General features: G+C 73.6%; 19 protein-coding genes. 9 read left to right on the top strand and 10 right to left on the bottom strand.

The genetic code is table 11. From position 1 onward, the window contains the following. Positions 1-5 precede the first annotated feature (5 nt). Complete coding sequence (gene serC / locus AB0N29_RS11175) at positions 6-1157, top strand: phosphoserine transaminase (RefSeq protein WP_364866645.1); 1152 nt, start codon at positions 6-8, stop codon at positions 1155-1157. Here the strand turns inward: serC and AB0N29_RS11170 are convergent. The 7 genes from AB0N29_RS11170 to AB0N29_RS11140 all read right to left on the bottom strand — a co-directional run bounded on the left by AB0N29_RS11170 (position 1150) and on the right by AB0N29_RS11140 (position 9647). Beyond that, a complete protein-coding gene (locus AB0N29_RS11170; RefSeq protein ID WP_364866643.1) occupies positions 1150-1665 on the bottom strand; it encodes an O-acetyl-ADP-ribose deacetylase in 516 nt (171 codons plus the stop codon). The genes serC and AB0N29_RS11170 overlap by 8 nt on opposite strands. Positions 1666-1669: 4 nt before the next feature. Next, on the bottom strand, positions 1670-2674 hold the full coding sequence (locus AB0N29_RS11165; RefSeq protein ID WP_364866641.1) for a DNA topoisomerase IB: 1005 nt from the start codon (positions 2672-2674) through the stop codon (positions 1670-1672). A 39-nt stretch (positions 2675-2713) separates the two neighbouring features. Beyond that, the gene (locus AB0N29_RS11160; protein ID WP_364866638.1) at positions 2714-3688 is read right to left on the bottom strand and encodes a hypothetical protein; all 975 of its coding nucleotides are present in this window, start codon (positions 3686-3688) and stop codon (positions 2714-2716) included. Then, the gene (locus AB0N29_RS11155) at positions 3688-4914 is read right to left on the bottom strand and encodes an SAM-dependent methyltransferase (RefSeq protein WP_364866636.1); all 1227 of its coding nucleotides are present in this window, start codon (positions 4912-4914) and stop codon (positions 3688-3690) included. The genes AB0N29_RS11160 and AB0N29_RS11155 overlap by 1 nt, the downstream gene beginning before the upstream one ends. 82 nt (positions 4915-4996) lie before the next feature. Further along, entirely contained in the window at positions 4997-7888 is a 2892-nt protein-coding gene (locus AB0N29_RS11150) for an FAD-binding and (Fe-S)-binding domain-containing protein (RefSeq protein ID WP_364866634.1), read from the bottom strand. Next, positions 7885-8385, bottom strand: a complete 501-nt coding sequence (locus tag AB0N29_RS11145; protein WP_364866632.1) for a DUF1648 domain-containing protein — start codon at positions 8383-8385, stop codon at positions 7885-7887. Before AB0N29_RS11145 ends, AB0N29_RS11150 begins: the two co-directional genes overlap by 4 nt. After that, on the bottom strand, positions 8382-9647 hold the full coding sequence (locus AB0N29_RS11140; protein ID WP_364866630.1) for a hydroxyacid-oxoacid transhydrogenase: 1266 nt from the start codon (positions 9645-9647) through the stop codon (positions 8382-8384). The genes AB0N29_RS11145 and AB0N29_RS11140 overlap by 4 nt, the downstream gene beginning before the upstream one ends. Before the next feature lie 86 nt (positions 9648-9733). Here AB0N29_RS11140 and AB0N29_RS11135 point away from each other — a divergent pair, with 86 nt between their 5' ends. The 8 genes from AB0N29_RS11135 (at position 9734) to AB0N29_RS11100 (ending at position 19730) form a co-directional block, all read left to right on the top strand. Next, positions 9734-10954: a cellulase family glycosylhydrolase gene (locus tag AB0N29_RS11135; protein ID WP_364866627.1), complete on the top strand. Its 1221-nt coding sequence runs from the start codon at positions 9734-9736 to the stop codon at positions 10952-10954. Positions 10955-11172: 218 nt separating this feature from the next. Beyond that, complete coding sequence (locus AB0N29_RS11130; RefSeq protein WP_302269632.1) at positions 11173-11439, top strand: hypothetical protein; 267 nt, start codon at positions 11173-11175, stop codon at positions 11437-11439. Continuing rightward, the gene (locus AB0N29_RS11125) at positions 11436-13604 is read left to right on the top strand and encodes a glycosyltransferase (RefSeq protein WP_364866624.1); all 2169 of its coding nucleotides are present in this window, start codon (positions 11436-11438) and stop codon (positions 13602-13604) included. Before AB0N29_RS11130 ends, AB0N29_RS11125 begins: the two co-directional genes overlap by 4 nt. Then, positions 13601-15376 carry a hypothetical protein gene (locus AB0N29_RS11120; RefSeq protein WP_364866622.1) on the top strand — a complete coding sequence of 592 codons (1776 nt, stop codon included), beginning with the start codon at positions 13601-13603 and terminating at the stop codon, positions 15374-15376. The genes AB0N29_RS11125 and AB0N29_RS11120 overlap by 4 nt, the downstream gene beginning before the upstream one ends. Next, a complete protein-coding gene (locus tag AB0N29_RS11115) occupies positions 15373-16080 on the top strand; it encodes a hypothetical protein (protein WP_364866620.1) in 708 nt (235 codons plus the stop codon). Before AB0N29_RS11120 ends, AB0N29_RS11115 begins: the two co-directional genes overlap by 4 nt. An 8-nt stretch (positions 16081-16088) precedes the next feature. Next, a complete protein-coding gene (locus tag AB0N29_RS11110; protein WP_302269628.1) occupies positions 16089-17243 on the top strand; it encodes a hypothetical protein in 1155 nt (384 codons plus the stop codon). Between the two features lies 1 nt (position 17244). Further along, complete coding sequence (locus AB0N29_RS11105) at positions 17245-18687, top strand: substrate-binding domain-containing protein (RefSeq protein WP_364866618.1); 1443 nt, start codon at positions 17245-17247, stop codon at positions 18685-18687. Then, positions 18684-19730 carry a hypothetical protein gene (locus AB0N29_RS11100; protein ID WP_364866616.1) on the top strand — a complete coding sequence of 349 codons (1047 nt, stop codon included), beginning with the start codon at positions 18684-18686 and terminating at the stop codon, positions 19728-19730. The genes AB0N29_RS11105 and AB0N29_RS11100 overlap by 4 nt, the downstream gene beginning before the upstream one ends. A gap of 23 nt (positions 19731-19753) precedes the next feature. Here AB0N29_RS11100 and AB0N29_RS11095 read toward each other — a convergent pair whose 3' ends face one another. From AB0N29_RS11095 to AB0N29_RS11085, 3 genes are all read right to left on the bottom strand, one after another. Next, a complete protein-coding gene (locus AB0N29_RS11095) occupies positions 19754-20674 on the bottom strand; it encodes an NUDIX domain-containing protein (protein WP_364866613.1) in 921 nt (306 codons plus the stop codon). Between the two features lie 34 nt (positions 20675-20708). Further along, positions 20709-21947, bottom strand: a complete 1239-nt coding sequence (locus AB0N29_RS11090; protein WP_364866611.1) for a geranylgeranyl reductase family protein — start codon at positions 21945-21947, stop codon at positions 20709-20711. A 104-nt stretch (positions 21948-22051) separates the two neighbouring features. Then, positions 22052-25927: a DNA-directed RNA polymerase subunit beta' gene (locus tag AB0N29_RS11085; protein WP_302269622.1), complete on the bottom strand. Its 3876-nt coding sequence runs from the start codon at positions 25925-25927 to the stop codon at positions 22052-22054. Positions 25928-25991 lie beyond the last annotated feature (64 nt).

The raw sequence follows: 25991 nt of genomic DNA, 5'->3' as shown, positions 1-25991 counted from the left end.
AGTTCATGACCGACGTGGCCCACCTGGAGTCGCCGGACCGGCTCCGCATCCCCGCCGACCTGCTGCCCGCCGACGGCCGCTTCGGCGCGGGGCCCTCGAAGGTGCAGGCCGAGCACCTCGACGCCCTCGCCGCGACCGGCACCTCGCTGATGGGCACCTCCCACCGCCAGGAGCCGGTGCGGGCGGTCGTCCGGCGCGTGCGCGAGGGACTGGCCGAGCTCTTCTCGATGCCGGAGGGGCACCAGGTCGTGCTCGGCAACGGCGGCGCGACGGCGTTCTGGGACGCCGCGACGTACGGGCTCGTGGAGCGGCGCAGCCAGCACCTGGTCTTCGGGGAGTTCTCGCAGAAGTTCGCGACCGCCGCCACCGCCGCACCGTGGCTGGAGGAGCCGAGCGTCGTCACCGCGCCGCCGGGCTCGCTGCCCTCGGCCGTGGCCGAGGGGGGCGTCGACGTCTACGCCTGGGCGCAGAACGAGACCTCCACCGCCGTCATGGCCCCCGTCGTCCGGCCCGCCGGCACCACCGCCGACGAGGCGCTGGTGCTGGTCGACGCCACGTCCGGCGCCGGCGGGCTGCCGGTCGACCTCACCCAGGTCGACGCCTACTACTTCGCACCGCAGAAGTGCTTCGCCTCCGACGGCGGGCTCTGGCTGGCGGTCATGTCGCCCGCCGCGCTGGAGCGGGCGGCGCGCGTCGCCGCCTCCGACCGGTACGTCCCGGCGTTCTTCGACCTGCCCACCGCCATCGAGCAGTCGGCCAAGGACCAGACCTACAACACCCCGTCGGTCGCGACGCTCTTCCTCATGGCCGAGCAGCTGGACTGGATGCTCGCCAACGGCGGTCTCACCGGCATGGTCGAGCGGACCACGGCCTCCTCCTCCGCGCTCTACGGCTGGGCCGAGGCCTCCCCGCTCGCCTTCCCGTACGTCGCCGAGCCGGCGCACCGCTCGCTGGTCATCGGCACGATCGACTTCGAGCCGCAGGTCGACGCCGCCCGCCTCGCGGCGGTGCTCCGCGCCAACGGCATCGTCGACACCGAGCCCTACCGCAAGCTCGGCCGCAACCAGCTGCGGATCGCGATGTACCCCGCCGTCGACCCCGCCGACGTCGAGGCCCTCACCGCCTGCATCGACTGGGTCCTCGAGCGCCTCACCTGACCGCGACGGGTGGCGGGTCGAGCCGCGAGCTGATGGCGTCGTACGCCCGCCGCCCGAAGGCGACCATCCGCGCCTCCTCGACGGAGGTGCGGGTGGTGCGGAGGGTCTCCAGGGCGGCGTCGACGGCGTCGTCGAGCGGCCACCCGTAGACACCGGCGGAGACCAGCGGGAAGGCGACCGACCGGGCGCCGAGCTCGTCGGCAACCTCGAGGGCCCGGCGGTAGCAGGAGGTCAGGAGCGACCGGTCGGTCTCCCCGGCGGTGCGGTTCGGGCCGACGACGTGGATGACCCAGCGGGCCGGCATCCGGCCGGCCGTGGTCCAGCCGGCGTCGCCGGTGGGCAGGCCCCGGGGGAAGCGGCGCTCGCAGTCGGCCAGCACCTCCGGGCCGCCCGCGGCGTGGACGGCGCCGTCGACCCCGCCCCCGCCCCGCATCCGCCGGTTGGCGGCGTTGACGACCGCGTCGACGTGCTGCTCGGTGATGTCGCCCTCGACGACGGTGATCCGCATCTGCTCACTCTCCCCGGAGCAGGTCGAGGGTGGCCCGCTCGAGGCCGGCCTGGCGCTCGTCGGGCGAGTCGTACTCCTTGTCGGTGGCCTCGTGGATGGTCCGCCCGCCCTCGTAGGCCTCGATCACCCGCGGGTCGACGTAGGAGGACCGGGCGAGCGTGGGGGTGTTGCCGAGGAACGACGACACCTCCTTCATCGCACCGGAGACCGCCCGCTTCCGCGAGGCCGCGCTCTCCCCGTGCTCGGGGGTGGCGGCGAGGGCGGCGGCGGCCAGCACCGTCGCGTGCCAGGTGCGGAAGTCCTTGGCGGTGGCCTCGAGCCCGGTCGAGGCCCGGACGTACTCGTTGACGAGCGCGGGGAGGACGTCGCGCCAGGAGCGGCCCTCCTTGTACGACAGCAGCCGCCCCGGCCCGCCACGCCTGCGGCGCATCGACTCGATCGTCTCGATCACGATCGCGTCGTCGATCTCGATGCGGTGCTGCACACCGGACTTCCCGACGAACGCGAAGACCAGCCGGTCCTGCTGGCGCCGCACGTGCCGGCGCTCGAGGGTGGTGAGCCCGAAGCTGCCGTTGGTGTCGGCGTAGACGTCGTTGCCGATCCGGAAGTAGCCGAGGTCGAGCAGCCGCACCGCGGCCGCGCACGCCCGCTCCAGCGGCATCCCCTCGCGACCCAGGTCGGCGACCACCAGCTCGCGGGCGCGGGTGAGCGCGGCGCCGAACTCCTCCATCCGCGCGAACTTCTCCGCGTCCCGCCGCTCGCGCCAGGCCTGGTGGTAGAGGTACTGCCGCCGGCCCGCGTCGTCGGTCCCGACCGCCTGCAGGTGGCCGTTGTCGTACGGCGTGACCCACACGTCCTTCCACGCCGGGGGGATCACCAGGTCACGGATCCGGCCGACCGCCTCCTCGGGCAGACGCTCGCCGTGCTGGTCGAGGTAGACCCAGCCCTTGCCGGCACGCCGACGCGTCCAGCCGGGCTGGTCCGGCGACGTACGACGCAGACGGGGCATGCCGCGACGGTGTCCCGCCGGACCGAGGGGCAAACCGGCTCAGCGGGGCCGCATGGACCGGAGCAGCGCGACGAGCACCGCCACCCCGAGGAACCCGCCGATGAACCACGGCCACTCCGGGCGCTCGGCCTCCTGGACCTCGGTCAGGTCCACGCCCAGGCCGCCGCTCCCGTCCGGACGGGTGTCCGTGGCGTTCACGGTCGCGCGCAGGTCCGCCGGGAGCGGCACCTGCAGCACCGGCGCGCCGACACCCTCGCTGCTGACGTAGACCCGGCCGCGGCCGTCGACGGCGATCCCCTCGCCCTGCTGCTGGTCGGGCAGCTGCACCTCGCCGACCTGCTCCAGGTCGGGCCAGGTGTAGACCACCGCACGGGCGTAGTCGCGCAGCACCAGGTGGCGGCCGTCGGGGAAGAACGCGCCGTCCGTCGCGATCGGCAGCCCGGCACCCACCGGCACCAGCTCGTTGTCGACGCCCTCGCGCAGCCGCTCGGGCGCCTCGAGCACCTCCGCGCCGAAGATCGTCTTGCTGACCACCACCAGCCGGCCGGTCCCCGGCTCGACCAGCAGCGACTCGGCGTCCTGCGGGCCCTCCGGGTGCACCAGCGTGTACGTCGCCACGTCGGTCGTCCCGGTGACGGACCGCTCCCCGCGGCCCACCGGGACCCGGGCCACCGTGACCGAGGACCGGGTGCCCGGGTTGTCGCCGATGTCGCCGACCCACACCGACCCGCCGCCGGCGGGCGCCACCGCCTCGACGTCGACCGGGTCGTCGGCCCACGTGGTCACCCCGACCGTGTCGCCGGTGGCGGGGTCGACCGTGAAGACCCGGCCGGTGTCGCCGGAGTCGTTGACGGTGACGAACAGCCCGTCGACGACGGCCAGCCCGCTGGACTCGACGATCTCGGGGTCGGTGAAGCGGAAGGCGACCTCCCCGTCGGCACCCGCGGGCGCGGACGCGGCGCCGAGCAGGAACGGCACGACGGCCAGCGCGGTCAGCGCCCGCTCCAGCGGCATCAGCCCGTCCCGGGCAGTCCGGGCAGTCCGAGCAGCTCGGCCAGCTTCGGCCGGATCGACCAGGTGGTGACGAGCTCGTCGTACTCCTTGCGCACCCCGCCGCCCTTGACCGGTGAACCCGTGCGCACGGCGCGGAGCATGGTGTTGCGCGGGGTGTGCTGGGACTCCACGAACTGCACGACGTCGACGCGGTAGCCCTGCATCCGCATCAGGGCGGCGCGCAGGCCGTCGGTGAGGGTGTCGGCGAGCCGTTCGCGGAGGATGCCGTGCCGGGTGAGCAGCGCGTACGGCGCCGGGGTCGGCGACCGCCGCAGCTGCGCGGCGATGTCGTGGTGGCAGCAGGGCGCGGCGAGCACGAGCTGGGCGTCCCACTCCACCGCACGGGCGAGCGCCTCGTCGGTGGCGGTGTCGCACGCGTGCAGCGCCAGCACCACCTCCGGGGCCGGGTCGAGCTCGGCACCGGCGATCGAGCCGACGACGAACTCCGCGTGCACGTCGAGCTGCGCGGCGACCGCGCTGTTGTGCTCGCGCGACTGCTCCTTGACGTCGACGCCGGTGACCACGACCGGCAGCCCGCGCACCTCGGAGAGGTAGCGCTGCGCGGTGAAGGTCAGGTAGGCGTTGCCGCAGCCGAGGTCGACGACGCGCAGCGGCTCCTCGGCGGTCGGCCGGCGCAGGTGGCCCTTGTCCATCGCGTCGGTCACCGAGGAGTCGAGCAGCCGGAGGAACTCCTCGACCTGGCGCAGCTTGGCGTGCCGGCTGGGCTTGAGCCGACCCTGCGCGTCGGCCAGTCCGAGCGCGCGGAAGACCGGGTCGTCCTCGGGCAGCAGCCGCTCCTTGTCGCGGTCGTGGCCGCGGTCGGGCTCGACGGCCTCCTCGCGGGCGGTGGTGTGCACGACCGCCTCGAGCTTCTTGGTGACCCGGACCTGGTGCGACTCGGTCGTGGTCTCGACGTGCCAGCTGGCGAACGGCTCGTCGAGCAGCTCGTCGACCGCGTCGCGGGCGGCGTCGCCGACGGCGTGGTTGGCGGTGTGGGCCTGCGTGGCGTCGTACGCCGTGACCTGGAGGTGGCGCCCGGCCTTGATGTCGACGTAGCGCAGCTCGACGCGGCGCCAGCGCGGCTGCTGGCCCTTCTGCTTGCCCGAGGCCACGGCCTTGACGAGCACCTCGGGGTCGAGCAGGTGGCCCCGCATCCGGGCCAGGACGCGCAGGAGCGGCTCGCTCACCGGTTCACCACGGCCGAGACGACGACGATGACCAGGAGGACCGCCAGCGCGACCGGGATGACGAGTCTGCGGTGGCGCGGGTTCACCCCTCGAGCCTACTGGCGAGCAGTTCGGCCAGGTGCAGCGCCGGGACGTCCGCGAGGTCGTCGAGCTGGATCTTGCACGACATCCCGTCGGCCAGCACGACCGCCTGCGGGTTGGCCCGCACGGCGGGGAGCAGGTGGGTCTCCGCCACCGCCACCGAGGTCTCGTAGTGGCCCTTCTCGACGCCGAAGTTGCCGGCCAGCCCGCAGCAGCCCGGCACCCGGGTGACGGTGGCGCCGGCCCGCTCCAGCAGCCGCTGGTCCGCGGCCCAGCCGAGCACCGCCGACTGGTGGCAGTGCGGCTGCGCGACGACCTCGACGCCGGTGAGGTCGGGCAGCGCGACCTCGAGCCGCTCGAGCAGCTCGGCGAAGGTCAGGACTCCCCCGGCCACCACGGCCGCCCGGGGGTCCTCGGTCAGCTCGGCCAGGTCGCTGCGCAACGAGGCCAGGCAGGAGGGCTCGACGCCGAGGACCGGCACGCCGCTCTCGACGTACGGCGCGAGCGTGGCCGCCGTGCGGGCGGCGATGCGCCGGGCCTTGTCCAGCTGGCCGGTGGTGATCCAGGTCAGCCCGCAGCACGCAGACTCCGGGATCACGCGCACCCGCAGCCCGGTCGACTCCAGGAAGCGGATGGCCGCCAGCCCGCTGCCGGGCTGGAAGTGGTCGGTGAAGGAGTCCGCCCACAGCCACACGTCCGGCGCCTCCGCGCCCGCGACCTGCCCGCTCGGCCGGCCCTGCTGCCGGCCCTGCTGCTGGGCCTGCTGCTGGGCCGCCTGCTTGCGCAGGGTGCGCTCGGCGAAGAGCGGGACCGAGCGCCGCTGGTCGATCCCGGCGGTCGCCTTCGCCACCCGGGCCAGCGTCCCGGACCGCATCATCTTGTTGACCGCCGGCGCCATCGGCGCGGCCAGCGCGGCCCACCTCGGCAGCCGGCCCAGGGTGTAGTGGGTCAGCGGCCGCCGGCGGCCGGAGTAGGTCTGGTGCAGCGTCTCGGACTTGTAGGTCGCCATGTCGATGCCGGTCGGGCAGTCCGAGGCGCACCCCTTGCACGACAGGCACAGGTCGAGCGCCTCGTGGACCGCGGGGTCCTTCAGGCCGCCCACCAGCGAGCCGTCGAGGGCCTCCTGCAGCACCCGGGCGCGGCCGCGGGTGGAGTCCTTCTCGTTGCGCGTGGCCAGGTAGGAGGGGCACATCACACCCGCGCCGGGCAGGGAGGGCACCACGCACTTCCCGACGCCGGTGCAGCGGTGCACCGCGTCACCCATCGAGCCCTCGTCGTGGAGGAACCGCAGCGCGGTGCGCACCCGCGCCCGCGGCTGCTCGGGGCGCAGGTCGGCGTCCAGGGGGTCGGGGTCGACCAGCACGCCGGGGTTGAGGATCCCGTCGGGGTCGCAGATCGCCTTGACCGCGCCGAAGAGCCGCAGCGACGCCTCGTCGTACATCAGCGGAAGCAGCTCCGAGCGCGCCCGGCCGTCGCCGTGCTCGCCCGACAGCGAGCCGCCGTAGTGCGCCAGCCGCGTCGCGCTCGCGACCAGGAACTCCCGGAACCGCGAGTCCCCGCCCCCGGCCCCGCCACCGCCGGGAGTGAAGGGGAAGTCGATGCGGACGTGCACGCAGCCGTCGCCGAAGTGGCCGTAGGGCACCCCGTCCAGGTCGTGCTCGCGCAGCAGCTCGTCGAAGTCGCGCAGCCAGGCACCCAGGTGCTCCGGCGGCACGGCGGCGTCCTCCCAGCCCGCGTGCGCCGGCCGCGCCAGCGAGCGCGCCGCCAGCCCGGCGCCGTCCTCGCGGATCCGCCACAGCGCCGCGGCCTCGGCCGCGGACTCCACGACCCGCGACTCCAGGGCACCGGCGACCGCCACGACCGGCGCCAGCAGGCCCGGGTCGCTGACCTCCACGAAGAGCCACCCGGCGCCACGCGGCAGGTCGGGCACCGCTCCGCCGCGGGCGCGCACCAGGTCGACGATGCGGGCGTCCAGGCCCTCGCACGCCACGAGGCCGCCGCGCTCGACGCCCACCGAGGCGTCCACGGGCCGGCCCGAGGCGGCCAGGATCGCCGGCACCGCGTCCGCGGCGTCGACCATCGAGGGGTAGCCGAGCACCACCAGCTGTCGCGGGGTCTCCTCGACCAGCCGGACCGTGGCCTCGCGGACCACCGCCAGGGTGCCCTCGGAGCCCGCCAGGAACCGGTCGACCGAGCGGCGCTCGGGCAGCAGGTGCTCCAGGGAGTAGCCGCTGACCTGGCGGGAGAACCGGCCGAACGTCGTGCGGACGTGCCCCAGGTGCTCCTCGGCCAAGGCAGCCAGCCGGGCCGGTACGTCGTCGGCGGCCGTGCCCCAGACCGGGTCGATCGCCACCACGTTGTCGGAGGTCCGGCCGTAGCCCAGCGCGCGGGAGCCGCAGGCGTTGTTGCCGATCATCCCGCCGATCGTGCAGCGGGTGTGCGTCGAGGGGTCCGGCCCGAACCGCAGCCCGTGCGGCGCGGCCGCCTTCTGCAGCACCTGGTGCACCACGCCCGGCTGCACCCGGGCCGTGCGCGCCTCGGGGTCGACCTCGAGCACCCGGTCCAGGTGCTTCACGGTGTCCACGACCAGCCCGCGGCCCACCGCGTTGCCGGCGATCGAGGTGCCCGCGCCGCGCATCGTCAGCGGCACCCGCAGCGCCCGTGCCACGTCGACCACCGCCGTCAGCTCGTCGGCGTCGCGCGGGCGGACCACCGCCTGCGGCACCACCCGGTACAACGAGGCGTCAGAGGAGTACAGCGCCCGGGTCAGCGTCGAGTCGTCCGCGTCGGTCACGCCGCGCCGACGCAGCTCGACGAGCAGGTCGGCGCTGGTCACGGTGCCGGTCTCGGGGCCGGTCTCGGGGCCGGCGGGAGCGGGGTCGGTCACGGTCACGTGTCGGTCCTCGGGCGGTAGCGGGTGCGCAGCGACCAGGCCGTCCAGCCGGTCACGAAGGTCAGGTAGCAGGCGAGGCCGGCGAGGAAGAGGGGCCCGAGGGCCGGGTCCTCCGACCGGGCCGCGCCGGTCGTGGCGACCACGACCACCACGAGCAGCAGCATGGTCGCGGCGGCGATGGCGTAGAGGTCCGTGCGCATCATCGACCGCACCCGGCGCTCCCGTGCGGGCGTGGCGATCCACCAGGCCTTGTGCGGGACGTTGAGGTGGACCACCGGGACCATGTCGACGAGGGCGGCGCCGCCCCCCAGCAGGAGGGCGAGCAGCCCGCCGCCGAGGCCCATCGTCACCAGCGCCTCGGTGCGGCTCCCCCACCGGTCCGGCTCGCCCGAGCCGCCGAAGTGGAGCGGCACCTCGGCGGGCAGCAGGAGACCCGCGGACACCAGGGCGAGGAGGAAGCAGACGACGGAGCCGGCGAAGGTGAGGCGAGCGGTCACCAGTGCTCCATCGACCCGCGGAAGACCGACGCGAGGTCCTCGCCGGTCACCTCCCGCGGAGCGGTCGCCAGCAGGCGCTGCTGCTTGAGGGCGCCGTCGACGAGCGGCTCGACGTCGCCGTCGCCGTACCCGACCTCGGCCAGGCCGTTGGGGATGCCGATGTCGCGCATCAGCCGGGTCAGCACCCCGGGCAGGACGTCGGGGCCCGCGCCGAGGTCGGCGTCGGGCTCGAGCAGGCTCGCGGCACGCAGGTGGCGCCCGGGGTCGGCCGCGAAGGTGAAGCGGAACGCCTCCGGCGCGGTCAGGGACACCGCCATGCCGTGCGGCACGATCGGCTCGTCGGCCGGGTAGCCCTCGGGGCGGAAGTCACGGACGCGGCCGGCGATCGGGTAGGCGTTGGCGTGCGGGATGTGCACGCCGGCGTTGCCGAAGCCCAGGCCGGCGAAGGTCGCGGCGAGCGCCATCTGCTCGCGCGAGACGGTGTCGGAGCCGTCGCGGACCGCCGTGCGGAAGGCGCCGGCCAGCAGCGACAGCGCCTTCTCCGACCACATGTCCGCGACCGGGTTCGCACCGCAGTACGGCACCCGCTGCTCGGGCTGCTTGGCGTCGAAGTCGGCGTACCAGCGCGCCGTGTAGCTCTCCAGTGCGTGGCACAGGATGTCCATGCCGGACGCGGCGGTCACCATCGCGGGCTGGGTCATCGTCAGCGCGGGGTCGACCACGGCCAGCCGGGGCCGGAGCGCGGGGTGGCTGATCCCCGTCTTCACGTGCAGCGCGAGCACGTCGAGCACGCAGATGGTGGTGCTCTCCGAGCCGGTGCCGGTGGTGGTCGGCACGGCGACGAGCGGGAGCAGCGGCTCGGTGGGGGCCAGCGCCTTCCCGACGGGGGCGTTGACGTAGTCCATGAGCTCACCGGGGTTGGTGGTGAGCAGGTTGACCGCCTTGGCCGTGTCGATCGCCGAGCCGCCGCCGACCGCGACCACGGCGTCGAAGGGACCGGCGTCGCGAGCGAACTCGATCGCCTCGACCAGGGAGGTGTCGGTCGGCTCGACGCGGGCGCGGTCGTACGTCGTGACCTCGAGGCCGCGGGCCGCGAGCTGCTCGGCGATGCGCGCCGGGTGGCCGGTTGCGGCGACGCCCGGGTCGGTGACCAGCAGGACCCGCTGCGCGCCGTACGAGCGCAGGTCGTGGCCGATCTCGTCGGAGGCGCCGGTACCGAACTTCAGCGCCGGTGCTGCGTAGGTGAAGACGGTCTCGGACACGCCCTCAATCTAACCCTCGGGCATCCTCGAAACTCCGCGGTCCCACGGATGCGGACCTACGATGACGCCCGGGAGAGGGGGGCTCCGTGGTCCGTCCTGCGCGTCGGGTGCTGCGTTGGCTGGTGCCGGCGGTCGTGCTGCTGCTCGTCGGCGCCGCCGCCGTGGCGGTGGCCCTGCGAGGCGACCCCGCCGACGACCCGGCCGGCGGCGCGGCCCACGTGCGCGTCGACGGCGACCGGCTGGTCGACTCCCGCACGGGTGCGGCGTTCACGCCCCGCGGGGTCAGCTGGAGCAGCTTCGAGTACGCCTGCGCCCAGGGCTGGGGCTACTCCGCGCTCGACTCGCTCCTCGGCGGCGACCCCTACACCGGTGAGGCCGAGGCGATCGCGCGCTGGGGCGCGAACACCGTGCGCCTGCCCCTCAACCAGGACTGCTGGCTGGGCACCCGCGGCGCCCCGGTGAGCGACCAGCACGACGAGCGCAGCCCGCAGGGCTACCGCGCCGAGGTGCGCCGCTTCGTCGACGCCCTGCACCGCGCCGGGCTGGTGGTGGTGCTCGACCTGCACAGCCGCAAGCGGCTGACCGCCCCGGAGTTCGGCAACCTCGCGATGCCCGACCCCGAGTCCCTCGCCTTCTGGACCTCGGTGGCCACGGCGTACCGCGACGACCCCTCGGTGATGTTCGACGCGTTCAACGAGCCGTACAGCCGCTACGACGGCGCCGACCGGCTGGTCTTCGAGCTGACCTGGCCGTGCTGGCGCGACGGCGGCTGCGGCGCACCGGTCGAGGACGACCGGACGGCGACCGACGGGCGGGTGACGTTCCCCGTGCAGGGCATGGCCCGGGTGGTCTCCACCATCCGCGACGCCGGCGCGGAGCAGCCGGTGCTGCTGGGCGGGCTGGACTACGCCAACGACCTCGAGCACTGGCTGGAGTTCGCGCCCGACGACGACCAGCTCGTCGCGTCCTTCCACGCCTACGACTTCAAGGCCTGCGCCGACCGCGCCTGCTGGGACCGGGTGCTGGCCCCGCTGGCCGACAGCGTCCCGGTCATCACCGGCGAGCTCGGCGCGGAGGACCCCCTCGACGGGTTCGTCGAGGACTACCTGGCCTGGGCGGCCGACCACGGCATCGGCTCGTTGTTCTGGGTGTGGGCTGACCACGCCGGCGACCCGATGTCGCTGCTCGCCGAGGCCCCGGCGGAGCCGACCGACTGGGGTCGGCTCGCGGCACGGCTGATGGGCGGCAGCGCCGCCGTGCCCTCCGCGCCGGCGTCCCCGGTCTCCCCGGCGTCGCCGGCCGGGTAGCAACCGACCGGCCCGCGCGTGCCGTCTTGAGGAAAAACGGAGGAAGGGCCCGCATCGGTCCAGTCCGCTCGGCCGCGAAACGCAAGAGGTCCTCAAAGAAGCCCCTGACCAGGGCTTTCCGTCCCGCCGGCCCCGCCGCGACCTCCTAGGGTCGCGTGCTGACAGCTCGGGAGCGGTCCCCTCGGGGCCGTCGCCGCAGCAGCACAGGGGGGATCCACATGTCGGTGCAGAGGTCTGCGCCCAAGCCGGGGGGCACGTCGGTCGGAGCGGCCGGGGTGGGCCTCGTCGTGACGCTGCTCGTCTTCGTCGTCGTCTTCGTGACCTTCCTCGTCGCGCCGCTCGTCGCCCTGCTCCTGGCCTTCCTCGTCTACACCGTGATGCGGCCCCGCTCCGGGCGCACCCCGGCCGCCCCGGCCCTCACCGCCGGTGCCGACGCCGGGGCGCAGCCGCCGGCGGCGCACGGCTTCGGGGCCGGCGCCCGATGACGACCACCGCGGAGGGAGCGCCCCGCGCCGCGACCCCGGCAGGCACCGTCCTGCCCCGCCTGGCACAGGGCACCGACCCGGCCGTTCGGGCGCTGGTCCCAGAGGGCGTCTGCCGGACCTTCCGGGTGCTGCCGTACGCCGTCTCCGAGGGCACCGTGCTCGTCGCCGCGGCCGACCCGGGCGACCCGATCGTCGCCGAGGTCGTCGCCGAGCAGGTCGCCGGCCGCACCGACCGGCCCGTGCGGCTGGTCAAGCACACCGTCAACGAGGTCACCGCCGCCATCGACGCGGCCCACCCGTCGCTCCCCGCCGACGTGGAGACCCCCGAGGGCCGCCGCGCACGCCTCCAGCTGGCCCAGATGCTCACCCGCAGCGGGCTGGTCACCACCGACCAGCTGCGTGTGGCCATGCTCGAGCACGCCCGCACCGGCGACCCCCTCGGCGACATCCTGGTCGCCCACGAGGCGGTCCCCGAGGACGTCCTCGTCGCGGCGCTCTCGGAGATCCACCAGATGCAGCGCGTGGGGCTGGTCGACGTCGAGCCCGACCTCGAGCTGGCCCGCCGCGTCCCCGAGCCGGTCGCGCAGCGGCTGCGGGTCCTCCCCGTCGCCGAGGCCGACGGCACGGTGCTCCTCGCCGTCGCCCGGCCGCTCGACGCCGAGGCGACCGCCGAGGTCGAGCGCGCGCTCGGCCTGCCGGTCCGCCCGCTGCTCGCCAACCGCACCGACCTCGACCAGCTCCTCCAGCGGGTGCACGCCGCCCACTACGCCGACGTGGCGACCACCGGCCTGATGGAGGCCCGCCCGGAGTCCTCCGCGCACGTCGTCATCTCCGGGACCCAGAAGGCCGTGCTGGTCATGGCGCTCGCCGCCACGGTCATCTGCCTGGCGATCTGGCCGACGGCGACGCTGATCGGTCTGGTCGGGCTCTGCAGCGCGATCTACCTGGTCGTCTCGGTCTACAAGTTCCGGCTGACCCTCCGCGCGCTCGGGACCCACCTGGAGACCGACGTGAGCGAGGAGGAGGTCGCGGCCCTCGACGAGCGGCGGCTGCCGGTCTACACGATCCTGGTCCCGCTCTACAAGGAGGCCGGCATCGTGCCGCGGCTGGTCCGCGACATCAACGCCCTGGACTACCCGCGCACCCGGCTCGACGTGAAGCTGCTGTGCGAGGAGGACGACACCGAGACCGTCGAGAAGATCCGCTCGATGGCGCTCCCGCCGCACTTCAGCATGGTCGTCGTCCCCGACAGCCAGCCCAAGACCAAGCCGAAGGCGTGCAACTACGGCCTCCAGCTCGCGACCGGGACGTACTGCGTCATCTTCGACGCCGAGGACCGGCCCGACCCCGACCAGCTGAAGAAGGCGATCATCGCCTTCGACCGGGTCGACCCGAACGTCGTGTGCATCCAGGCCAAGCTCAACCACTTCAACCAGGACCAGAACCTGCTGACCGCCTGGTTCGCCAACGAGTACTCCATGCACTTCGAGCTCGTGCTGCCAGCGATGGGCGCCTCGGAGTCGCCGATCCCGCTCGGCGGGACCTCCAACCACTTCCGCACCTCGGTGCTGCGCGAGCTCGGCGCCTGGGACCCCTTCAACGTCACCGAGGACGCCGACCTCGGCATCCGGCTGCACCGCGAGGGCTACCGCACCGCGATGATCGACTCCACCACGCTGGAGGAGGCCAACTCGGTCGTCCCGAACTGGATCCGCCAGCGCAGCCGCTGGAACAAGGGCTACTTCCAGACCTGGCTGGTGCACATGCGCAACCCCGCGGCGCTGCTGGCGCAGACCGGCGTCCGGGGCTTCGCGAGCTTCAACCTGACGATGGGCAGCGCGTTCGTGCTGCTGATGAACCCGGTCTTCTGGGCCCTCACCACGCTCTACGTCCTGACCCAGTGGGGCTTCATCCAGCAGCTGTTCCCCGGGATCGTCTTCTACGCCGCGAGCGCGATGCTCTTCGTCGGCAACTTCATCTTCGTCTACCTCAACGTCGCCGGCTCGCTCCAGCGCGGGGAGTTCGGCATCACCCGGACCGCGCTGCTGTCGCCGCTCTACTGGGGGCTGATGAGCTGGGCCGCCTGGAAGGGCTTCATCCAGCTGTTCACGAACCCCTTCTACTGGGAGAAGACCGAGCACGGCCTCGACGAGGCGCACGGATGAGCGCGACGACCCAGGCCCCGGTTCCGGGCCCGCCGCCGGTCCCGGGCACGCCGCCGAGGGTGCTCAGCAACCGCGAGCGGCTGGCCGGTGTCGTCCAGGCCGTCGGCCGCCGGCCCGCCGACGTACCGCGCCGGCGCTGGGAGAGCCTGCTCGTCCTGGGGCTGTCCACCCTCGCCTACGGCTGGTTCGGCTACTGGCTGGTCGTGGAGAAGCACGTCGTCGGCTTCGAGACCCTCGACCGGCTCAACCGGGCCCTCATGGTGTGGCACAACGACCCGACCAAGCTCTCCGCGCTCGGCTTCGACTACCCGCCGCTGGCCACCCTGCTGCTCACGCCGCTCACCGTGCTCAGCGGGCCGGCCCGCTCGCTGGTCGTCGTCCCGCTCGCCTCGGCGGTCTTCGCCGGCCTGACCCTGATGACGCTCAACACCATGATGCGCCGCGCGCAGGTGCTCGCGCCGCTGCGCGTCGCGGTGCTGCTCGCGCTCGGCGCGAACCCGCTGGTCGTGCTGTACGCCGCGGGCGGGGCCCGCCACTTCATCTGGATCTCGTTCGTCGTGGTCGCGCTCGGCGCGCTCTTCGCGTGGTACGTCACCGCCGACATCCGGTTCGTCATGATCGCCGGGCTGGCCTACTCGGTCGCCGCCCTCGCCGGCTACTCCAGCCTGCTGTGGTTCGTGCTCTCGCTGCTGATGGTCGCCGCCGTGCTGGCCCGCCTCGGCGCGGACGGCACCGAGGTCGAGGGCACCGCGGTCGGCTTCGCCGCGCCCACCGTCTACGTCATCGCGCTGTGGACGGCGTTCAACGCGCTGCTGCTACTGGACCCCTTCAGCTGGATCACCGACAGCAGCGACGTCTCCTCCTCCGGCGGCCTGCCGTCGTTCAGCCTGGTCGAGCTCGCGGCCGCGACCGGCCGGCTGGTGCTGCACGGCGCGCCGCTGGCGATCGTCGTGCTCCCCGTCCTGGTCTTCGCCGGCGTCGCCCGCCGCAACACCTTCGCGCTGTGGCTGGGCATCATGCTCGCCGCGGCCGTGCTCACCCCCGCCCTGGCCGTCGCGCTGCGGCTGACCGACTCCCCGCTGCTGATGCGCAACGCGCTGCCGATCCTGCTGCTGTCGGTGATCGGGGCGATCTGGCTGGCCCGCTCGGCCGGCGAGGGCAGCACGCTGGTCAGCGCGGTGCTCGTGGTCGGCCTGCTGGCGAGCATCCCGTGGACGTTCCAGGCCATGAAGACCTACGAGTACCAGAACCTCGAGTCGACGTTCGCCGCGGCCGTCTCCACCGGCGAGTCCCAGGAGGGTGCGCGGACCCTCGACGGCTCGACGGTCGGGATCATGTCCGAGGAGGCGATGGCCGACTGGATCCGCGACAACGTCTCGCGGCGCAGCTCGATCCTCACCGACAACGCCCAGACCTACGGCGTCATGCTGCTGACCGGCCGACCGGACCTCTTCTTCGACCGCGTCGACGCCTCCGACGGGCCCTGGCTCGCCGCCGCCAAGGACCCCGCCCGCCACGTCGACTTCATGCTGCTCAGCACCGGCGCGGGCGAGGACCTGCTCAGCCAGCTCTACCCCGAGGCCGCCGACGGCTCCGACGCGCTGCTGACCGTCGCCTACACGACCCCGCGCTACACGCTGGTCGCCGTGCCGTCCGGCTTCGAGCGCGGCGAGGAGTCCCTCACCGACGACCCCGCCGCCGGGTCCACCACCGAGTCCACCGCCGGCTCCACCACCGGGGAGCCCGTCGACGTGCCGGAGGTGACCCCGTGACCGCCGGCGACCTGCCCATCGCTCCCCCGCCCTCGCTCGACGACATCCTGTCCGCCGGCGGCCCGCGCGGCCGCGGCGGGGAGCGGATCGGTGCCGTCGACTTCAGCCACCTCCTCGCCCCCGAGCCCGCCCCGGAGGCCGAGCCGGAGCCCGCCCCCGAGCCGGAGCCGGAGCCCGACCCCGCCCCCGAGCCGGAGCCGGAGCCCGAGCCCGAGCCCGAGCCCGAGCCGGACCCAGAGCCGGACCCAGAGCCCGAGCCGGTGGAGGAGCCGCCGAGCGAGGCGGTCACCCTCGTCCACCCGCCGATCGACCCGCCCGCCGCGGACCCGCTCGAGGACAGCCGCCACCTCAGCGCCTCCGTCGCGGAGGTCGCGGCCCAGGCCCTCGCCCGGATCCGCGCGACCGAGGAGGCGGGCCGGCTGCACGTGGCCGCGATGGAGGCCGAGGCCGCCCGCCGGTGCGAGCAGCTGATGGCGCAGGCCGAGCTCGACGCCGAGCTGGTCCGGCTGCACGCCCGCCGCGAGGCGCACGCGATCCTCGCCGCCGCCCGCGCCCGGGCCGGGGTGGCCGACCCCGCGGCCGACGACGGCCGCCGGTTGGCGCAGGTCGGCGACGCCCTGGACCGGTTCGCCCGGCTGGCCGACCCCTACGCCAGGACCGGCCCGCCGTCCGGGCACCCCGCCGACCTGCCCCCGATGCGATGAGCCGCCAGATGCGCACCCGCCCCACGCCCCGACGTACCCGCGCGGCGCTCGTCCTGGTCGCCGCGGCCGCGCTCCTGCTCGCCGGCTGCGGCGGCGAGGACGACGCCGGTTCCGGCCGCACCCCGGACGCCGCCGACGTCACCATCGACCCCCACGCCTCCGACGGTGGGCTCGAGCCCGGCGAGCAGGTGTACTTCGCGCCCGACTCGCCCTGGAACACCCGTGTCGACGGCGCCCCGGTCGACCCCCGGTCGGAGCGGATGATGGACCTCGCCACCCTGCGCGTCGGCGTCCGGGAGACCGGCGACCGCGTCGTCACCCAGCCGCGCCGGATCGAGGACCCGGTCTACATCAACACCGAGGCGTGGACCACGCCCGTCGTCGCGGGCGGCGAGCCGACCGACGTCGTGTGCCGCCAGGCCCGGTGCGGGGACGGCGACGACACCCTCGTGCTGGACATCCCCGCCGACATCGACCCCGACCCCCGGTACGACGGGTGGTTCACGATCTTCGACACGGCCGAGTCCGTGGCCTACGACCTGTGGCGCGCCCGCCGCGAGGACGACGGCTCGATCTCCTACCACTTCATGCGCGAGTGGGACCTCGACGGCCCCGGCTACAGCGAGCCGCAGGTCGTGGGGGCCCGCGGCTCCGGGCTGCCGCTGTTCGCGGGCCTGATCCGGCCCGGGGAGCTGCAGGCCGGGGAGATCGACCACGCGCTGGCGATCAGCGTGCCCGGCCCGGCCGAGGGCTCGTTCGTGCAGCCGGCCTCCTCCACCGACGGCAACGGCTCCGCCGAGTCGCTGCCGGAGGGCGCGCGGATCCGGCTCAAGGCCGACGTCGTGCCCGCGACGCCGGTCGACCCCGACAGCGGCGAGCCGATCCGGCTCAGCGCCCAGCAGCAGCGGCTGGCCGACGCGATCATCGTCGCGCTGCGCACCTACGGCGCGATCGTGGTCGACCGCGCGCAGGTGCCCACGCTCTACGCCCAGCGCGACGTCACCGCCGACCTGATCTCGGGCAACGAGCTGCAGGGGCTCTTCCTCGACGACTTCGAGGTCGTGGAGCTGCCCGACCGCCGCTACCAGTACCCGCCGGAGCGCGACTCCGACCCCAGCGGCCTGCTCCCCTCCCCCGCACCGACCGACACCGGAGGGCTCTGAGATGCGCGCACCCCACACCCGGGCCGTGCTCCCGGCGGTCCTGCTGGCCGCCGCGGTGCTCCTCGCCGGCTGCTCCGACGACGGCGGGGAGCAGGCGACCGCGGTCGTCGCGCGGCAGCAGGCCGCGCAGGTCGAGGCCGAGACCAGCGAGCAGGAGGCCATCGAACGGCGCAACGCCGCCCTCCCCGGTCGGCCCGCCGGAGTCGTCCAGCTCGACGGCACGCCCGGGGGCTCCCTCACGCCGGCCGCCAGCGACGCGTTCCGCGACACGGGCACGTCGGTCACGGTCGAGGCGGGGGACAACGGCGAGGAGGTGGCCTTCCAGGAGCTGTGCGCCGGCGAGATCGACCTGGTCGACTCCGCCCGGCCGATCAGCCGCGCCGAGTGGGACGCCTGCCGCAGCGTCGGCCTCGACGTCGTCCAGCTCCAGATCGCGGCGGACGCGGTGGTCGTGGCGATCAAGTCCGAGTCCGACGTCGGCGGCGACTGCCTGACCACCGAGCAGGTCCGCGACATCTACCGCGCCGGCTCGCCGATCACCAGCTGGGAGCAGGTCGGCCTCGACGACGTCCCGCTGGTCGTCGGGGGGCCCGACGCCGACAACAACGCGTTCAGCTTCTTCGGCCGCAACGTCCTGGACGCACCGCAGCCCGGGATGACCAACCTGCGCTCGGACTACCAGGCCTCGGAGTCGGACCAGGGGTCGCGGTTCTTCGTCGTCGGCGACGACGAGGACGAGCGGCTGGCGCGCGAGTACGCCGACCGCGCCCGGGTCCGCGACGCGGCACGCAGCTCGCTGATCACCCGGCAGCAGGTGCTCGACGACGCCCAGGACGAGGTCGAGGCCGCCTGGCGGGAGCGGGCGAAGGGGATCGCCGACCGGCGCAGCCCGGCCGACCAGGAGCGGGACCGGCAGCGCGTCCGCGACGCCGTCGCCGCCCGCGACGACGCGCGCGCCGACCGGGACGAGGCGCGTGCCACGTGGGCGCGCGTCCGCGACCGGTTCGTGCAGGCCCGCGACGCACGGCGCCGCGACGAGCAGGTGCGCGGGCACGTGGCGTACTTCCGGTTCAGCTACTACGAGCTGTTCGAGGACCAGCTGCGTCCGTTCGAGATCACCACGCCCGAGGGCGAGCGCAACTGCATCTTCCCCAGCCAGCGCACGATCACCAGTGGGGAGTACCCGCTCGCGCGCCAGCTGCTGATCACGACCACCACCCGCTCCCTCCAGCGCCGCGAGGTCCGGGCCTTCCTCGAGAGCTACCTCGGTGACGCCGACCGGCTCGCCGAGGACACCCAGCTGGTCCCGCTGCCCGAGGCCGCGGTCCGCACCCAGCTGTCCTGGCTCACCGGCGACGCGCAGCCGGTGCTGGTGAGCCCCGGCGAGGAGGCGGCCCTCGAGCCGACCGCCGGGCCGGCCCCGGCGGAGAACCCGGCACGGTGACCCGGCTGCGCGCGCTCGCCGGCGTCCTCGCCGTCCTGGTCGTGGCGGCGGCGGTCGGCGTCTGCGGAACCACCGCGCCCGCGTCGTACGCCGCCGGCCCCGGCAGGGGCACCGGTGCCGAGGACCTGCGCGTCCAGCGGGTCACCGTCGCGTGGAACGGCGCCGCGAGGAACAAGGTCTTCACCCGGACCGCCGTCGTCCCCGGCATCGGCACGCTCACGCTGGTGTGCCGGCCCGACGCCACGCTCGTCCGGCTGCGGGCCAACGACCGGAGCGCCGAGACGCAGATGTGGATGGCCAAGCACGAGACGAAGAACGACCGCGCCGTGGTCGCGGTGAAGACCGCACGCGTCTACCGGTACGCCACGGCCGCCGACGACGGTCGCGGGGGCACCGGGGCGTACGCCGGGGAGGGCCTCAACCAGCGCGCGTCCATCGAGAACTACTCCTCGGGGCACCTGGACGGTGTCATCAGCCAGCGCCCGGGCCGGCACCGCCCGGCCGCCGGCGTCTCCCCGAAGCCGGTGACGTCGTTCGAGGTGAACTGGTGGTGGACCGGTTTCGAGCACCCGATGAGCTGGCGCTCGTGCCGGATCGACGCCGTCCTCCGCACCCGCCTCGACCAGCGGATCGGGGTCAGCTGGCACGGCGCCGCCGACGCCGCGCGCGGCTCCTCCCAGGTGACCTCCGTCCCCGGCCTCGGCGACCTGCACCTGCGCTGCGACGCCGGCAGCGGGGGCCCCGGCGAGCCGGACGGCGAGCGGTCGATCGCCCTGGTGCCGCGCTCGCCCGACGCCCACGTCCACGTCGAGCAGGTGCAGGGCGAGGGGCTGGTCGAGGACCACGTCGAGGAGCTGGACCTGCCCCTCGACCCCGAGACGGGGATGCTCGGGCCGCTGCCGCTCCCCCGCAACGGCATGCTCCGGCTGTTCTTCACCGTCGACGGCGTCCAGCGCGGCTACGTCGTCTCCAGCTACGTCGTGGTCAACGACGAGGTCCGTCCCGAGCTCAACGTGTGCGAGGTCGCGGCCGCCCAGCTGTGAGCGGGCGGTGCGACGTCCCAGGGTCACCGGGGACGTCGCACCGCCTCCAGCGCCGCCCCCACCAGCGGGTGCACCGGCACCGAGCCGTCCTCGACCGCGGCGACCGGGACCCAGGCGACGGCGTCGGAGGTGCCGGCGACCTCGGCGACGGGCTCCAGGCCGGCCGCCTCGTCGGCGACCGTGGCGGCGAAGACCAGCTGGATGCCGTGGAAGTCCTCGTCGCGGCCGTTGGGCGCCGTCCCGCGGATCGACTCGTCGGCGACGTGCAGCACCCGGCCGACCTCCACCGCCAGGCCGGTCTCCTCGGCGACCTCGCGGGCGGCCGCGGCGACCGGCGTCTCGCCGTGCTCCACGCCGCCGCCGGGAAGGGTCCACAGGCCGGTGTGGAAGCCGCTCGCCGAGACCCTGCTCAGCAGCACGGCCGCGTCGCCGTCCGCCACCGCGCCCCGCAGCACCAGCGCGTACGCCGCGGTGCGCTGCAGCCGCGCGGGCCGGTGCACCCGCAGCGCCTCCGCCACCAGCGGCGTCACCGGCACGCGACCGGCCGCCACGTCGGCCACCGGCCACCAGCGCGCGTCCGCGGTCGTGCCGCCCACCTCGAGCACCCGCGGGGCCGGCGCGTCGACCGGGACGTGCCCGTCGTACACCAGGCGCACGGAGTGCACGTCGAGCCGCCGCCCGTTCCACCACGCGTTCGGCCGCCGGCCGGTCTGCACGCGCGCGGTCTCGCCGACCGTCACGTCCAGGCCGGTCTCCTCGCGCACCTCGCGGACCACCGCCGCGCGCGGGTCCTCGCCGTGGTCGACCCCGCCGCCGGGCAGCGTCCACGCCTCCTGCCGGCTGACCCGCGGCGCCAGCCGGGTGAGCAGCACCTCGCCGTCGCGCAGCACGACGGCGTACGCAGCCAGCCGCTGCAGCCGGCGGCGCTCCCTGCGCTCAGCCACGTCCCGCTCCCGCCCGCACCCTCAGGCCCCCGGGTCAGGAGAACGGCGGGCGGGCGTCGAGGGCGATCGAGCGACGGCCCGCCCAGCGCCACACGCGTGCGGCGCGGTCGCGGTCCTCGTCGGTGACCAGGTTGCCCATCCAGCGCAGGGCGAGGGTCATCAGCCAGTCCGAGCGCATGCCGGCCGGGCCCAGGGCCGGCAGCAGTCGCGGCACGGTGACCAGCCCCGCCAGTCGCCGGGCGATCGAGAACGCCTCGCCGTAGTGCTCGCGCAGCAGCGCGGGCCAGACGGTGGCGAGGTCGCGGTGCTCGGCCATCACCTCGGCGACGAGCCGGCCGGTCTCCAGGCCGTAGTCGATCCCCTCCCCGTTCAGCGGGTTGACGCAGCCGGCCGCGTCGCCGATCAGCGCCCAGTTCGGGCCGGCGACACCCGAGACCGCGCCGCCCATCGGCAGCAGGGCGGAGGTCTTGGCGCGCAGCTCGCCGCTGAGCCCGAAGTCCTCCCGGCGCTGCTCGGCGTAGAAGTCCATCAGCGGCTTGATCGCGACGTTCGCGGGCCGCTTCGCGGTGGCGAGCGTCCCGACGCCCAGGTTCACCTCGCCGGTCCCCAGCGGGAAGATCCAGCCGTACCCGCTCAGCACCGACCCCTCGGCGTCGCGCAGCTCGAGGTGGGAGGAGATCCAGGGGTCGTCGCTGGAGTCCGAGGCGACGTAGGAGCGCCCGGCCACGCCGTACACCGTCTCCCGGTGCCACTCCCGGCCCAGCAGCTTCCCGAGCGGGGAGCGCACGCCGTCGGCGACGACCAGCCGGTCGCACGCGACCTCGAACCGCTCGCCCGCGCGCTCCAGGACCACCGCGGCCACCCGCTCGCCGTCGCGTCGTACGTCGACCGCCCGCGCGCCGTCGACCGCCAGCGCGCCGGCCTTGGTCGCGGTGGTGCGCAGGTGGTCGTCGAGCTCGGTGCGGGCAACCGCGGAGCCCCAGTCGGGCAGCGTTCCTCCGGGCCACGGCAGGAGCAGCGTCCGGCCGAACCCGTGGGCGCGCAGGCCCTGGTTGACCGTGTGGGCCCGCAGCCAGTCCTCCAGGCCGAGCCTCGAGAGCTCGCCGATCGCCCGGGGCGTCAGGCCGTCGCCGCACGTCTTGTCCCGCGGGAACGTCGCCGCGTCGACGAGCAGCACGTCGGCGCCGCCCTTCGCCGCCCAGGCGGCCGCGGCGGACCCGGCCGGGCCGGCGCCGACCACGAGGACGTCGGTGCGGGTCGGTGTCGTGCTCACCCCCCGATTCTCGCAGGCACGCGGTGAGAGAGCGGCAACGCCCGCCCACGCAGTGCGTGGGCGGGCGTCGTGGCGCTTCCCCGGTGACCCGGGCTACCGGTCGGTCAGGACTGGTAGGAACCGAAGTCGAAGTCGTCGAGGGCCACGGCCTGGCCCCCGTTGGCTCCGAACTCGTAGTCGTAGGAGTCGTAACCGGTGACGGAGTACGCCGCGGCGCGGGCCTCCTCGGTGGGCTCCACCCGGATGTTGCGGTACCGCTCGAGGCCGGTACCAGCCGGGATCAGCTTGCCGATGATCACGTTCTCCTTCAGACCGCGCAGGGAGTCCGAGCGGCCGTGGATCGCTGCGTCGGTGAGGACGCGGGTGGTCTCCTGGAAGGAGGCCGCCGAGAGCCACGACTCGGTCGCCAGCGAGGCCTTGGTGATGCCCATGAGGACCGGGCGACCCGAGGCCGGCTTGCCGCCCTCGGAGACCACGCGACGGTTCTCCTCCTCGAAGATGACGCGGTCGACGAGGTCGGACGGCAGCAGGTTCGTGTCGCCGGACTCGATGACCGTGACCCGGCGCAGCATCTGCCGGACGATGATCTCGATGTGCTTGTCGTGGATCGCCACGCCCTGCGAGCGGTACACGTTCTGCACCTCGTCCACCAGGTGCTCCTGGGCCTTCCGGACACCCAGGATCCGCAGGACGTCCTGCGGGTCGGGGGTACCGGAGGTCAGGTGGTGGCCGACCTCGATGTGGTCGCCGTCGGCCACGTTGAGGCGCGAGCGCTTCGACACGGCGTACTCCTGGACCTCGGAGCCGTCGTCGGGGGTGACCAGGACCTTGCGGGCCTTGTCGGTCTCCTCGATCTCGACCCGACCGGCCGCCTCGGCGATCGGCGTGCGGCCCTTGGGCGAGCGGGCCTCGAAGAGCTCGACCACGCGGGGCAGACCCTGCGTGATGTCGTCCGCGGAGGCCACACCACCGGTGTGGAAGGTACGCATGGTCAGCTGCGTGCCGGGCTCACCGATCGACTGGGCGGCGATGATGCCGACCGCCTCACCGATGTCGACGAGCTTGCCGGTGGCCAGCGAGCGGCCGTAGCACTTGGCGCAGGTGCCGGTGCGGGCGTCGCAGGTCAGCACGGAGCGGACCTTGACCTCCTCGATGCCGGCGGCCACGAGCTCGGCGATCTTGACGTCGCCGAGGTCGCCGCCCGCCTCGACCAGCACCTCGCCGGTCTCGGGGTGGGTGACCTCGACGGCCGCCGAGCGGGCGTACGCCGCGGTCTCGGAGTTCTCCGCCTTGACCACGGTGCCGTCCTCGCGGCGCTCACCGATCCGCTTGGGCAGGCCGCGCTCGGTGCCGCAGTCGTCCTCGCGGATGATGACGTCCTGGGAGACGTCCACCAGACGACGGGTCAGGTAGCCCGAGTCGGCGGTCCGCAGCGCGGTGTCCGCCAGACCCTTGCGGGCACCGTGCGTCGCGATGAAGTACTCCAGGACGGTCAGGCCCTCGCGGAAGTTCGACTTGATCGGGCGCGGGATGATCTCGCCCTTCGGGTTCGCCACGAGGCCACGCATCGCCGCGACCTGCCGGATCTGGTTCATGTTTCCGGAGGCACCCGAGTCGACCATCATGTAGATCGGGTTGGCGCGGTCGAAGTTCTTCTCCATCGCCTTGCCGACCTCGTTGGAGGCCTCGGTCCAGATCTCGATGAGCTCCTGGCGACGCTCCTCGTCGGTGACCAGACCGCGCTCGAACTGCTTCTGGACCTTCGCCGCCTGCGCCTCGTAGGAGGAGAGGATCTCCTTCTTGTCGGCCGGGGTGACGACGTCCTCGATCGAGACGGTGACACCGGAGAAGGTGGCCCAGCGGAAGCCGGTGTCCTTCAGGGCGTCCAGCGACGCGGCGACCTCGACCTTGGTGTAGCGCTCGGCCAGGTCGTTGACGATCGCGCCGAGCTGCTTCTTGCCCACCTCGTAGTTCACGAACGGGTAGTCGGCGGGGAGGGTGTCGTTGAAGAGCACCCGGCCCAGCGTGGTCTCCAGCGTGAACGCCTTGCCGTCCTCGAAGCCCTCGGGGAGGGCGCCGGCCGGCGGCAGGGCGTCGTCGAGGCGCACCTTGATCCTGGACTGCACCGAGATCTCGCCGCGGTCCAGGGCCATGATCGCCTCGGCCGGGGACGAGAAGGCACGACCCTCGCCGGGCTCGCCGTCACGGTCGGTGGTGAGGAAGAACAGGCCGATGATCATGTCCTGGGTCGGCATGGTCACGGGGCGACCGTCCGAGGGCTTCAGGATGTTGTTCGTCGACAGCATCAGGATCCGCGCCTCGGCCTGGGCCTCGGCGGACAGCGGCAGGTGCACCGCCATCTGGTCACCGTCGAAGTCGGCGTTGAACGCCGAGCAGACGAGCGGGTGGATCTGGATGGCCTTGCCCTCGATCAGCTGCGGCTCGAAGGCCTGGATGCCGAGGCGGTGCAGCGTGGGCGCACGGTTGAGCAGCACCGGGTGCTCGGTGATGACCTCTTCCAGGACGTCCCACACGACCGGGCGAGCGCGCTCGACCATCCGCTTGGCGGACTTGATGTTCTGCGCGTGCGAGAGGTCGACGAGCCGCTTCATGACGAACGGCTTGAAGAGCTCCAGGGCCATCTGCTTGGGCAGACCGCACTGGTGCAGCTTCAGCTGCGGACCCGACACGATGACCGAGCGGCCCGAGTAGTCCACGCGCTTGCCGAGCAGGTTCTGGCGGAAACGACCCTGCTTGCCCTTGAGCATGTCCGAGAGCGACTTCAGCGGCCGGTTGCCCGGGCCGGTGACCGGACGACCACGACGGCCGTTGTCGAACAGCGAGTCGACGGCCTCCTGGAGCATCCGCTTCTCGTTGTTGACGATGATCTCGGGCGCGCCGAGGTCGAGCAGCCGCTTGAGGCGGTTGTTGCGGTTGATGACGCGGCGGTACAGGTCGTTGAGGTCGGAGGTCGCGAAGCGGCCACCGTCGAGCTGCACCATCGGGCGCAGGTCCGGCGGGATGACCGGGACGGCGTCGAGGACCATGCCCTGCGGCTTGTTGCCGGTCTTGCGGAACGCGTCGACGACCTTGAGCCGCTTGAGCGCCCGGACCTTCTTCTGGCCCTTGCCGTTCGCGATCGTGTCGCGCAGCGACTCGACCTCGGCGGCGATGTCGAAGGACTCGAGGCGCTTCTGGATCGCCGTGGCGCCCATGTGGCCCTCGAAGTACTTGCCGAACCAGTTCTTCATCTCGCGGTAGAGCATCTCGTCGCCCATCAGGTCCTGGACCTTGAGCGACTTGAAGGTGCTCCACACCTCGTCGAGGCGGTCGATCTCGCGCTGCGCACGGTCGCGCAGCTGCTTCATCTCCCGCTCGGCGCCGTCCTTGACCTTGCGGCGCTGGTCGGCCTTGGCACCCTCGGCCTCGAGGGCGGCGAGGTCCTCCTCGAGCTTCTTGGCGCGGTCCTCGATGGAGGTGTCGCGACGCTTCTCGAGGCGCTCGCGCTCGAGCTGCACCTTGCCCTCGAGCGAGGACAGGTCGCGGTGACGCGCGTCCTCGTCGACGGAGGTGATCATGTACGCCGCGAAGTAGATGACCTTCTCGAGGTCCTTCGGCGCCAGGTCGAGCAGGTAGCCCAGCCGGCTCGGGACACCCTTGAAGTACCAGATGTGGGTCACCGGAGCGGCGAGCTCGATGTGGCCCATGCGCTCGCGGCGCACCTTGGAGCGGGTCACCTCGACGCCGCAGCGCTCGCAGATGATGCCCTTGAAGCGCACGCGCTTGTACTTGCCGCAGTAGCACTCCCAGTCCCGGGTGGGACCGAAGATCTTCTCGCAGAAGAGGCCGTCACGCTCGGGCTTGAGCGTGCGGTAGTTGATGGTCTCCGGCTTCTTGACCTCGCCGTGGCTCCACGTGCGGATGTCGTCCGCGGTGGCCAGGCCGATCTGGAGCTGGTCGAAGAAGTTCACATCGAGCACGATGGCTGTTGTCCTTCGTTAGTTCTGGAAATCAAGCTGTGGACCGAGGGGGGCCGGCGCGCTC

The organism is Nocardioides sp. NPDC092400 (genome assembly GCF_040684155.1).
GTDB lineage: Bacteria > Actinomycetota > Actinomycetes > Propionibacteriales > Nocardioidaceae > Nocardioides.
Note: the sequence above shows the minus strand (reverse complement) of the source record. Positions and strands in the feature narration are given on the sequence as shown.

What these genes read in the sequence shown, in the direction of transcription:
- serC (WP_364866645.1), top strand. Translation starts at nt 6, where the DNA reads ATGACCGACGTGGCCCACCTGGAGTCGCCGGACCGGCTCCGCATCCCC.
- AB0N29_RS11170 (WP_364866643.1), bottom strand. Translation starts at nt 1,665, where the DNA reads ATGCGGATCACCGTCGTCGAGGGCGACATCACCGAGCAGCACGTCGAC.
- AB0N29_RS11165 (WP_364866641.1), bottom strand. Translation starts at nt 2,674, where the DNA reads ATGCCCCGTCTGCGTCGTACGTCGCCGGACCAGCCCGGCTGGACGCGT.
- AB0N29_RS11160 (WP_364866638.1), bottom strand. Translation starts at nt 3,688, where the DNA reads ATGCCGCTGGAGCGGGCGCTGACCGCGCTGGCCGTCGTGCCGTTCCTG.
- AB0N29_RS11130 (WP_302269632.1), top strand. Translation starts at nt 11,173, where the DNA reads ATGTCGGTGCAGAGGTCTGCGCCCAAGCCGGGGGGCACGTCGGTCGGA.
- AB0N29_RS11125 (WP_364866624.1), top strand. Translation starts at nt 11,436, where the DNA reads ATGACGACCACCGCGGAGGGAGCGCCCCGCGCCGCGACCCCGGCAGGC.
- AB0N29_RS11120 (WP_364866622.1), top strand. Translation starts at nt 13,601, where the DNA reads ATGAGCGCGACGACCCAGGCCCCGGTTCCGGGCCCGCCGCCGGTCCCG.
- AB0N29_RS11110 (WP_302269628.1), top strand. Translation starts at nt 16,089, where the DNA reads ATGCGCACCCGCCCCACGCCCCGACGTACCCGCGCGGCGCTCGTCCTG.
- AB0N29_RS11105 (WP_364866618.1), top strand. Translation starts at nt 17,245, where the DNA reads ATGCGCGCACCCCACACCCGGGCCGTGCTCCCGGCGGTCCTGCTGGCC.